The sequence below is a fragment of the Micromonospora sp. NPDC048843 genome (assembly GCF_040649965.1).
Classification (GTDB): domain Bacteria; phylum Actinomycetota; class Actinomycetes; order Mycobacteriales; family Micromonosporaceae; genus Micromonospora; species Micromonospora hortensis.
The window spans coordinates 1-7,226 of sequence record NZ_JBEZGJ010000260.1 but is presented as its reverse complement, the minus strand read 5'-3'; the positions used below and the strand labels follow the sequence as shown (position 1 = coordinate 7,226).

The following is a 7,226-nucleotide window of genomic DNA, read 5'->3' as shown; positions in this document are numbered from 1 at the left end:
GCACCGCACTGTGCACCGGGCCGACCTGCGCCCGGTGGCCCCCGCCGACGCCCTGGCCCGCCTTGTCGAGATGGCCGTCGCAGGGTTGTGGGCGGGCCCGACCAGGTCCTTGTACCGCCACTCGCGCCGGTGCTCACGCCCGCCGAAGGCGACCCGGTGACTGGTCACGACGGCCATGCCGGTGTCGACGACACGCAGGCCCGCCGGCAGCGCCTCCGAAGAAGTCTCAGCGAAGGAACAGAAGCCGCCCGGCCTGGGCAGGCCGGGGATGTGCCGCGCCTCGGCCTCGACGAGCTGGGCGACGGGGAGGACGCGGAAGACGAGTTCGTCGTCGTCGAGCTCCACCGGCAGGCCGGTGCGGGGCTGCGTACACCCGAGGAAGCTGGCGGCTTCGATGCGGAGCCGGGCCAGGTGGTCGTCGCGGCGCCGCCACGCGTCGGTGGCGTCGCGGTACGCGCGCTGCCGGCGCTCGTTCTCGCGCTCGGCCCAGGCGATCCGCCAGGGGGCGCAGGACACAGAGGTCACTGTCACACGCGGTACAACCGCTCACGTACGTGACAGGCAACGCGACCAGGATCGATGCATCCCGTTGCGCCCGAAAGGAGAGTATTGACGGACACCAGAGTTGGTGCGGCGACGCTAGCCTGCCCAGGACCCCGGCGGCCGAGGAGCTTCCTGATGCTTGACGACATGGGTGTGCTGCGTGACGCGGTACGCGACTATCGCCTGGCGGCGACGTCCGCCGGCCTCGACTGGCCGGACTACGGCGAGTCGCCGGCCGGGCAGCCGCCGGAGGTGGTCCACCGGATCTTCGGCGTGGAGCGTGTCGCCGAGCAGCTGACCTGGTTGCAGTCGCAGCGCTGGCCCGTCCGGCAGGTGTTGCCCAACGTCGGATGGCGGATGCCATGGCCGGAGGGCGGGGACGCGCTGGACTATCTGGGGTTGGCGATCGGCACGCCGTTTCCCTGGCGGCACCAACTGCCCCTGTTCTTCTTCGATGTCACCCTCTACACGTTCGTGCTGGCCGGCGACCACGAGGGTGAGATCTGGCGCTACGAGATCTCACCCGACGCGTGGGACTCGGTCCGTGCCGCCACCAGCCTGGCCACGCTCTTCGATCAGTGGACCAGGGGAATCGCCGCCGGGGTGGTCGTCTACGACGAGCAGAGCAAGTGGCTCCTGGTCGAAGACTTGGGCTCCGCGCAAGGTCTGGACCCGCTGGCCTTCCCGGTGGCCCCGGTGGAGGAGACGCTGCTGCGGGCGCGGCAGCGTGAATGCGGGGTCGACATGGCCATCGTCGAGGACGGCTTCCCGTACACCGAGGAACTGTCCGACGCCATCGACGCCGTCAAGGCATCGCTACGTCGGTGACGCAGGTGATCAGCCGGCTCGTCGCCGGTACGGCTGCGGGCCGTGGGTCGGGAACCGCGACTGGGTACGCGGCGGGTACGCCTCGCAGTGCTCAGACCAGTGTTCGGCGGCGGTGGCGAGGGCGTCCGCGGAGACGGTGAGGATCAGCGGGTAGATCGCTGTGGACGGGCGGCGCATCCACGGTGGCAGTGACTCGGCGGAGAACTCCACGATCAGCTCCAGCCGGCGGCGGCGCAGCACCCGGCTACGGAGGGCCAGGTTGGGTTCGGTGAAGCGGACCATCGCCGGTGGTGCGCTCAGCCCGAGGGCGGCGGTGGCCTGCCCGTGCAGCCAGCCGCCGAGCGCGCGGGCCTCCTCGACCATGAGGCTCGGGTAGTGGTGCGACCAGGTCTGACCGTCGGCGGTGCGGGCGTCCACCTCGATGAGCAGCCAGTCGTGCCAGCCGGGCGTGGCCCCGTCGGGGTCGTCGGGCGGGTCGATGCCGGGCTGGTAGCCGACGGGGCGTACCCGCACCCGAGCGCCATCGTCAGACCGGATCTCCACTCGATCATTCTGGCCGAGCGAAGCGGACTTCAGGCCCGGAATCGGTCACTTCGTGATGGTCCGCCGTATGCCCTGGTGCTCGGCGCAGGCGTTGGACCGGCCGCCGGCCAGGCTGACCGAGCCGTCGCGGCACTGCACGAGGTAGCCGCGTCCGGCCCAGAACTGCGGTACGCAGTCGAACCAGTCGCACACCTCGGCTGCCGGCTTGCGGATCCGCGTGCCGCCACAGAAGCCGTACCCCAGCGGGTTCTCCGTCGCTCCGCAGAGCGGGCCCTGGGTGGCGCTGGGCGACGGGCGCGGCGACTTCGCCGGCTTCGGCGGCGGGGGTTTCAGGGCGAGAGCCGGACCAATCCGCGCGGGCGCCACGCTGGTGGTGGGCGCCGGGGTGGCGGCTGCGGCGACCTCCGCGCCACCGGTCGGGTCGGACGGGTCCGACTCGATCAGTGCCGCCGGCACCAGCAGCGCGATGGCCGCCGCCACCGCGAGGGTCCTACGGCCACCCGGTACCCGCGCGGAGAACCGGGCCTGCGCCGGGGTGTTCACGGCCGGCCGGAACGGCTTGAGCTGGGCGTGTTCGGCGATCAGCTCGTCGAGTTGGGCGATCACCGCGGCGCGCTGTTCGATCGCGTCGGCGAAGGCCAGCGTGAGCTTGAACCGGAAGTCCGGCGCGGCGGCGGTGGGCAGCAGCAACCCGGAGGTACGCCGCCGGTCCAGCACCTGGAGCAGGGTGACCGGCGCCGCCGGGTCGTGGGCCAGGCCGGTGATCCGGCCGTACGCCCAGTCGCGCCGGCCCCGCCCGCCGAGCAGCACGAGCCGGCGGCTGGTGATCACGGCCATGCCGGCGTCGGTGACGCGTACGCCGTCCGGGCGGCGCGGGCGCAGCGACCCGGTTCCCGGGGCGACAGCGAGGTCGGGCGCGGGCAGCACCGTGGTGTGCCGTACCTCGACCAGTTGCGCGGCGGGTAGCGCCCAGAGCACCACCTCGTCGGCGGCCAACTCCAACGCCAGCCCGGCGCCGGCGGCCGCCGAGCCCTGGAAGTCGGCGGCCAGGGCGCGCAGCCGCCGCAACTCGTCGTCGCGTCGCTGCCACGCCGCCTCAGCGCCGCGGTACGTGCTGACCCGCCGCACGTTCTGCCGGTGCGCCCACCGGTACCGCCATGTGGAACCCGTCGAATCAGTCCTCGCCACGCCGACTCCTTCGCCGCGTAGGCCACCAATCTGGGGGTGTCACGAGGTTTAACAGGTCCGGCGCGGCGCCCGGACACGCCGAATCGGGCGAACTACCCGATCGGCGGAGCAACCCACACGATAGGGCGATACTCTTGCGTCGATTCACGTTTCCTGAGGGGGTGACGGTCGTGCCGGCAGTCACGCTGCCCGGGGTCGTGATCGGTGTCGACATCGGCACCACCAGCACCAAGGCCGTCGCGTACGACACCGACGGGCGGCAGCTCGGCAGTCACCTGGTCGGCTACCCGCTGAACAACCCGCAACCCGGCTACGCCGAGCAGGATCCGCAGCTCATCCTCGAAGCGGTGCTCAAGTCGATCAGCATGGTCGTGGCCGAGCTGGTCCAGCCGGTGGCCGGGCTGTCGTTCGGCTCGGCCATGCACAGCCTGATCGGGTTGGACCGGGACGGTAACCCGCTCACCCCGTCGGTGACCTGGGCCGACTCGCGGTCCACCCGGCAGGCCGAGCGGTTGCGGGCGGTGCCGTCCGGGCTGGCCCTGCATCGGCGCACCGGCACGCCGATGCATCCGATGTCGCCGCTGCCCAAGTTGCTCTGGTTCGCCGAGCAGGAGCCGAAGCTCTTCGAGCGGGTGGCGCACTGGGTGGGTATCAAGGACTGGGTGCTGCTGCGGCTCTGCGGCGCGCTGGTCACCGACCACTCGATCGCCTCGGCCACCGGCCTGCTCGACATCCACGAGCTGAAATGGGACCGCGAGGCGCTGACCATAGCCGGCATCACTGAGGAACAACTCCCGCAGCTCGTCGCCACCACCGCCGTGCTGCCCAGCCTCACTCCGCAGACCGCAGCCGAGACCGGCCTGCCGGAGCGCACCCCGGTGGCGGTCGGCGCAGGCGACGGGCCGCTGGCGAACCTGGGCCTGGGCGCTGTGCACCCCGGCATGGTGGCCTGCTCGATCGGCACCAGCGGCGCGATGCGGGTGATGGTCGAGCGGCCCGGCGTGGACCCGCTCGGCGGGGTGTTCTGCTACGCGCTGACCGAGCATCGCTGGGCGGTCGGTGGCGCGATCAACAACGGCGGCATCGTGCTCAAGTGGGCCGGCGCGGCGCTCGCCCCGGACCTGGGCGAGCACTCCGAGGAGGACCTTGTCGCCCTGGCGGCCCGCGCGCCGGTCGGCTCGGGCGGGCTCATCATGCTGCCCTACCTGCACAGCGAACGGGCACCACATTGGAGCGCCCTGCCGCGCGGCGCGTACGTGGGGTTGACCCACGCACACCGCCGCGAGCATCTGGTGCGGGCCGCGTTGGAGGGCGTCTGCCAGCAGCTCGCGCTGGTGCTCAGCTCGGTGCGCGCGGCCGGCAACGAGGTCCGGGAGGTCCGGGCCGGTGGCGGCTTCGCCCGCAGCGGCCTGTGGCGACAGATGCTCGCCGATGCACTCGGTCTGCCGGTGAGTTTCCCGGCCGCGCACGAGGGGTCGAGCTTCGGGGCGGCGTTGCTCGGCATGGAGGCGCTCGGGCTGATCCCCAGCATCGACGTCGCCGCCGACCTGGTGCGGATCGAGGAGACGGTCCGCCCGGACCCGGCCGCCGCCGCCACCTACGCGGCGCTGCTGCCGCTCTTCGCCGAGCTGTACGAGGCCCTCACGCCCACCTTCGCCTCGATCCGCCGGATGGCACCCGGCCTGCCCACCGGCCCCGAACCGCAGGCGTGAGCGGTGCCGGGTCAGGGCGCTTCGACGCCGGCGATCAGGTAGCGCTGCACGTCGGCGTCGAGGATTGCCACTTCCTGCGCGTCGTCCGGCCCGGAGCCACGGAACGCGGCCAACTGCTCCGGTGACTCCCAGCGTTCGTAGACGTGGATCCTGCCGGGCTCCAACGGGTCGGCCGCCAGCAGGAAGTCGAGGCAGCCGGCGGTGGCACGCGCCCGCGCGATGACCTGCTCGCAGTCGGACAGGTACGCCTCGCGGGTGGCCGGTTCGACCTGCAGACTGCCGGCGATGATCAGCATGGGTCCCCCGGTGGTGAGTTGGCTGAGAAGCGTGATGCCTGTGGGTCATATTTATACCCGTGGGTCATCGTGCTCGCGGGGACATCGCCGCCCGGACGGGTGACGCCGGTCCCGCCGGTCTCACCAGCCTCCGGCGCTTCATATCGTGCAAACGTGAGAAAAAGCGACAAGAGGCGCTCATCTTCCCTGCTCGGGAACTCTGCCCGCGTACCCCTGAAGGTGCTGACGGCGGCGGTCGCGCTCGCGGTCCTCGCGACGACCGGGCCGGCCACCGCGGACGGCCCCGGCCGCGCGCCCGTCGCGGACCCGGCGCAGACGACCGATCCGGGGTACGGGGTTGAGCCCGGCGACGGTCAGAGCCACGAGCCCGGTGTGGACCCGACGCCGGAGCGCCCGCCGACCAGCGAGGTGTCCTGGCTGTCGTTTCCCGGCGGGGTGTTCGCTGTGGACTCGCTCGGGCGCACTGTGCGCTACCGCGCCTGCGACGGCGACACCGGTCGGGTCGCCGACCCGACGATGCGGGTCGCCGCCGGGGTGGCCAGCGGCGCGGTAGTGGTCGGAGGGACTGCCTACCGCTACCGGGTGCCGCTGGTCGGGCGCAGCGAGGGCACGCTGGAGGTGATCAAGCGGCACCGCCCGCCGACGACGCTAACCGGCGTGGTGGTCACCAGCCCGCAGCCACCCACCGACCCGGTGGCCGGGGCCCGGCTGTTCCCGCTCAGCGGGCAACTCGCCCGGGTGGTCGCCGACGCGAGCCTCAACCCGGCCGGGGTCACCGTCCGCGACCTGTCCGGCCGCTACGGCGACCAGCAGATCGCCGTCAACGGTTCGTTGCGCCCCAAGGCGGCCAGCGTCATCAAGCTGTGGATCCTCGTCGAGCTGCTGCGCCGGGTCGACTGTGGACAGATCTTCCTCGACGACGGGGTGCTGGTCACGCCGGAGGACGTGGTCGGCGGCACCGGTCAACTGCAGTTCGAGACGTTCCCGCAGGTGGTCACGGTGCACCGGCTCGCCCAGTACCTGATCAAGTACAGCGACAACGTGGCAGCGAACGTGCTGATCACCTACCTGGGTGGGTTCGCTCCGGTCAACGCGTTGATCGACTCGATGAACCAACGCTCCACCATCCTGGCCCGCCGGATGCTCGACAGCGCGGCAGCGCAACGCGGCGAGGAGAACTACACAAGCCCGGACGACGTGGTGTCGCTGCTCGGCGCGGTCTGGGACGGCGAGATCCTCACCCCCACCTCCCGGGACCTGATGATCGGGTTCATGCGGGAGCAGACCCTGAACACGAAGATCCCGGCGGCGTTGCCACAGGGCGTGCCGGTGGCCCACAAGACCGGTGACCTGCCGGACGCCTCACACGACGTCGGCTACTACCTGATCCCCGGCACCGAGACCGCCGTCGCGTTCCTCACCGCCGGCCCCATGGCCACCGGCGACGAGACGGTCCGGCGGATGGCCCGCACCGTCTACGACTTCCTGGTCACCCCGGTCGACGGGGCGGTCGAGGAGTGACCCGACCTCAGGCGCCGGGAATGTTCGCCGGCGGGTCCTCGCCCACCAGGTCGGCCGCCGGCGGGTCCGCCGACACCGGCAGCCCGAAATCCGAGTACGTCAGGTCGAGCTGGGCGGTCTGCGACTGCTCGCTGGCCAACTCGATGCGGTAGCGGACCAGCCGGCCCTGCTCGTCCACGGCAGCGGTGAACGGCACCGCCGCCGCCCGGTCGCCGAGCACGTTGCCGACGCCGCTGCCCAGCACCGCGCCGCTCTGGCGCAGGTCCAGCGTGCCCGCGTACTCCCGCTCGGCGGTCAGCCGGACCCCCGCCGGCGCGCCCAACGTGCTGGCCAGCCGGGTGTTGTCCAGGCCCTGCTTGGCCGCCGGGTCACCCGGGGCGCCGACGTGCCACCAGGTCTTGCCGTCCCAGACCGGGACGCGGCGGTCCGGGGCGGTGACCCGCACGTACACGTCCGGCCCGGTGGTCAACCGTTCGATCTTCACCACACCGGAGGGCACCCAGGCTGGCAGAAAATTCCAGAGTTTTCAACCGGTAGTTTCGGACCTGTTACGGGTCAGGGCGGTGGGGTTGGAGTCCAGGCGCACAGTGGCTGG

At 71.9% G+C, this 7,226-nt stretch carries 7 protein-coding genes and 1 pseudogene; 3 read left to right on the top strand and 5 right to left on the bottom strand.

All coding sequences use genetic code 11. The annotated features are described in order from the left end of the window. Window positions 1-525, bottom strand: a pseudogene (locus tag AB0C20_RS33875) (hypothetical protein); the annotation flags it as partial. A gap of 153 nt (window positions 526-678) precedes the next feature. On the opposite strand from AB0C20_RS33875, the gene AB0C20_RS33870 reads away from it, so the two are divergent. Next, window positions 679-1,371: a hypothetical protein gene (locus AB0C20_RS33870; protein ID WP_357184218.1), complete on the top strand. Its 693-nt coding sequence runs from the start codon at window positions 679-681 to the stop codon at window positions 1,369-1,371. A gap of 9 nt (window positions 1,372-1,380) precedes the next feature. Here AB0C20_RS33870 and AB0C20_RS33865 read toward each other — a convergent pair whose 3' ends face one another. Together AB0C20_RS33865 and AB0C20_RS33860 are read right to left on the bottom strand one after the other, a co-directional pair. Further along, entirely contained in the window at window positions 1,381-1,914 is a 534-nt protein-coding gene (locus tag AB0C20_RS33865; RefSeq protein WP_357184215.1) for a hypothetical protein, read from the bottom strand. Between the two features lie 45 nt (window positions 1,915-1,959). Further along, window positions 1,960-3,102, bottom strand: coding sequence for a hypothetical protein (locus AB0C20_RS33860; protein WP_357569528.1), 1,143 nt, complete (start codon window positions 3,100-3,102; stop codon window positions 1,960-1,962). A gap of 170 nt (window positions 3,103-3,272) precedes the next feature. Between AB0C20_RS33860 and AB0C20_RS33855 the strand changes: the two genes are divergently transcribed. Continuing rightward, entirely contained in the window at window positions 3,273-4,814 is a 1,542-nt protein-coding gene (locus AB0C20_RS33855; RefSeq protein ID WP_357569527.1) for a gluconokinase, read from the top strand. An 11-nt stretch (window positions 4,815-4,825) separates the two neighbouring features. On the opposite strand, the gene AB0C20_RS33850 is transcribed toward AB0C20_RS33855, so the two are convergent. After that, window positions 4,826-5,110, bottom strand: a complete 285-nt coding sequence (locus AB0C20_RS33850; protein ID WP_091393855.1) for an antibiotic biosynthesis monooxygenase — start codon at window positions 5,108-5,110, stop codon at window positions 4,826-4,828. A 153-nt stretch (window positions 5,111-5,263) separates the two neighbouring features. Here AB0C20_RS33850 and AB0C20_RS33845 point away from each other — a divergent pair, with 153 nt between their 5' ends. Beyond that, entirely contained in the window at window positions 5,264-6,631 is a 1,368-nt protein-coding gene (locus AB0C20_RS33845) for a serine hydrolase (protein WP_357569526.1), read from the top strand. A gap of 7 nt (window positions 6,632-6,638) precedes the next feature. On the opposite strand, the gene AB0C20_RS33840 is transcribed toward AB0C20_RS33845, so the two are convergent. Then, window positions 6,639-7,115: a hypothetical protein gene (locus tag AB0C20_RS33840; RefSeq protein ID WP_357569525.1), complete on the bottom strand. Its 477-nt coding sequence runs from the start codon at window positions 7,113-7,115 to the stop codon at window positions 6,639-6,641. Window positions 7,116-7,226: the final 111 nt, after the last annotated feature.